At 74.0% G+C, this 2,990-nt stretch carries 3 protein-coding genes; 2 read left to right on the plus strand and 1 reads right to left on the minus strand.

The features are described from left to right. Positions 1-48: 48 nt before the first annotated feature. Positions 49-423 (minus strand): hypothetical protein, encoded by a 375-nt coding sequence (locus AAHZ94_RS31870; RefSeq protein WP_349997193.1) that lies wholly within the window; start codon positions 421-423, stop codon positions 49-51. Positions 424-819: 396 nt separating this feature from the next. Here AAHZ94_RS31870 and AAHZ94_RS31875 point away from each other — a divergent pair, with 396 nt between their 5' ends. Together AAHZ94_RS31875 and AAHZ94_RS31880 are read left to right on the plus strand one after the other, a co-directional pair. After that, positions 820-1,947, plus strand: a complete 1,128-nt coding sequence (locus tag AAHZ94_RS31875) for an LLM class flavin-dependent oxidoreductase (protein ID WP_349997191.1) — start codon at positions 820-822, stop codon at positions 1,945-1,947. A gap of 190 nt (positions 1,948-2,137) precedes the next feature. Beyond that, positions 2,138-2,764 (plus strand): FMN reductase, encoded by a 627-nt coding sequence (locus AAHZ94_RS31880; RefSeq protein WP_349997192.1) that lies wholly within the window; start codon positions 2,138-2,140, stop codon positions 2,762-2,764. The last annotated feature ends 226 nt before the right edge of the window (positions 2,765-2,990 follow it).

Genomic DNA, 2,990 nt, shown 5'->3' on the forward strand with positions numbered 1-2,990 from the left:
CCTGGGCGGCCGCGGGGCCGCCGGCGGGCGGCCCGGGCAGGTCGGCGGTCACCGCTGGCCCCCGCGCCCGAGCAGACCCACCACGGACAGGGCGCCCCAGCCGACCGAGACGGCCACCGCCTTGATGCGGCGACTGCGGTCGGGCAGCGTCAGCCCGAGCAGGGCGGCGTCCCCGAAGTCCGCGGCGATCCGCACCAGGGTGGCGGTGCGCAGCGCCGGGCCCTCCGGCGCCACCACCATGGCCAGCCCACTGGCCGCATCCCGCCAGGCCAGCGGGCGCAGCGAGGTGCGGGTCGCGGGGGCGACCGACCCGGTGCGGTCCGCCAGGCCCGACGGCTTGGCCAGCAGGTCGGGCCAGGCCGTCACCGCGACCCCGTACAGCGCCGTTGCCGCGCCCACCGTCCGTACCAGGCCCACCCGCATCGTGCCCATCACCCTCTCCGCGCGCCGGCCGCACCTCGGCGGCCGTCCACCGCAGCGCCCCGCCGTCTGTGCGGAGCGCCCTCGACTGTCCCTCCCACACCGTACGTGTCACCGCACGCTCGGTGGCCCGCATGCGGCGCTGGCAGGGAAACACCACACGGCGCTGGGCCGCGCTGGAGGGCAGCGGGCGGTACCAAGCGGCACCGAGCCGTCTCAAGCAGTACCGAGCGGTACCGAGCAGTACCGGGCCCGGCTCTGACGGAAGGAGGTCGTAGCAGGTCAGACGGGGTGCCCCGGGTGGGGAATAGGTCAGGGTGGCGTCTCGCTGAGAGGAGTGGTTGAATATTGAACGAACGGTTCGGGGGTCGCCCCGAGCGACGGAGAGGCGGAAGCGACATGCAGTTCGGGATCTTCACGGTCGGCGACGTCACGCCGGACCCCACCAACGGGAGCACGCCGAGCGAGTACGAGCGGATCAAGGCGATGGTGGCGATCGCGCTCAAGGCCGAAGAGGTGGGCCTGGACGTCTTCGCGACCGGTGAGCACCACAACCCGCCGTTCGTCCCGTCCTCGCCGACGACCATGCTCGGCTACATCGCGGCCAGGACCGAGCGGCTGCTGCTGTCCACCTCCACCACGCTGATCACCACGAACGACCCGGTGAAGATCGCCGAGGACTTCGCGATGCTCCAGCACCTGGCGGACGGCCGGGTGGACCTGATGCTCGGCCGCGGCAACACCGGCCCGGTCTATCCGTGGTTCGGCCAGGACATCCGGCAGGGCATCCCGCTGGCCATCGAGAACTACGCGCTGTTGCACCAACTGTGGCGCGAGGACGTGGTCGACTGGGAGGGGAAGTTCCGCACTCCGCTCCAGGGCTTCACCGCGACGCCGCGCCCGCTGGACGGCGCCCCGCCGTTCGTCTGGCACGGGTCGATCCGCAGCCCGGAGATCGCCGAGCAGGCCGCCTACTACGGGGACGGCTTCTTCGCCAACAACATCTTCTGGCCCAAGGAGCACTTCATCCGGCTGATCGACCTCTACCGGCGGCGCTTCGCCCACTACGGGCACGGCACCCCCGAGCAGGCGATCGTCGGGCTCGGCGGCCAGGTGTTCATGCGCAAGAACTCCCAGGACGCCGTCCGCGAGTTCCGGCCCTACTTCGACAACGCCCCGGTGTACGGGCACGGCCCCTCGCTCGAAGAGTTCACCGAGCAGACGCCGCTGACCGTCGGCAGCCCGCAGGAGGTCATCGAGAAGACCCTCGCCTTCCGCGAGTCCTTCGGCGACTACCAGCGTCAGCTCTTCCTGATGGACCACGCGGGCCTGCCGCTGAAGACGGTCCTGGAACAGCTCGACCTGCTGGGTGAGGAAGTCGTTCCGGTACTGCGCCGCGAGTTCGCCGCCGGGCGCCCCGCCACCGTGCCGGAGGGACCCACGCACGCGACGCAGATCGCCCGGGCCGCCGAGGCCGCCAGCGCGGAAGCGGACCGGACGCCGGACACGGCGGACGACCCCCGCTGACCCGCCCCCCCCCCCCCCCCCCCCGGCCCGGGCCCCCCCGGGGGGCCCCCCCCCCCCCCCCCCCCCCCCGCCGCAGCCCCACCCCCCGCCGCGAGCGCCCAACGAAGCCCCCCCCCCCCCCCCCCCCCCCCCCGGGGGCGGGCCGCCCCCACGGCCCCCGCCACCTCCGAAACACCCCGAGGAGCACCGCATGAAGCCCCTGCACCTGGTGGCCGTCGTTGCCGGCCTGAGCCAGCCCTCTTCCACCCGGCTGCTGGCCGCCCGGCTGACCACAGCCGCCGAGCACCACCTCGCGGACGCCGGCCGGCCCGTCGAGATCGAGGTGATCGAGCTGCGCGAGCTGGCCACCGCCATCGCGCAGAACATGGTCACCGGATTCCCGGGCCCCGACCTGCGCACCGCCCTGGAGTCGGTCACCCGCGCCGACGGGCTGATCGCGGTGACCCCGGTGTTCACCGCCTCCTACAGCGGCCTGTTCAAGTCCTTCTTCGACGTGCTGGACAAGGACGCGCTGGTGGACAAGCCCGTGCTGATCGCCGCCACCGGTGGCACGGCCCGCCACTCCCTGGTGCTCGACCACGCACTGCGTCCGCTCTTCGGCTACCTGCGCGCCATCGTCGTACCCACCGGGGTCTACGCGGCCTCCGCCGACTGGGGCACGGCCGGCGACGACCGTACGGACGGGCTCGGCGGCCGGATCGACCGGGCGGCCGGCCAACTCGCCCGCGCGGTCGGCGGCGCCCCGACCGAGCGGCAGGTCGAGGTGGAGGAGGTGGTTCCCTTCGCCCAGCAACTCGCCGCGGTACGCGCCGGCTGACCCACGGCCACCTCGGCGCCGCCGCCCCAGCACCGCGCCGGCACCGCACCAGCGTCGCCCCTGTGCCGTCTCGGCACCGGGGCGGTGCCCTTTCAGACCCGCCACGCACAGGTGCCCGGGGGGGGCCCCCCCCGCGGGGGGGGGGGGGCCCCACACGTCGTAGGTCCGGGACGTCCTCAGCCGAGGAAGTCGGACAGCTCGCGCTCAAGGGCGGCCTTCGGCTTCG

It is taken from the genome of Streptomyces sp. HSW2009 (assembly GCF_040240285.1).
Lineage (GTDB): Bacteria > Actinomycetota > Actinomycetes > Streptomycetales > Streptomycetaceae > Streptomyces.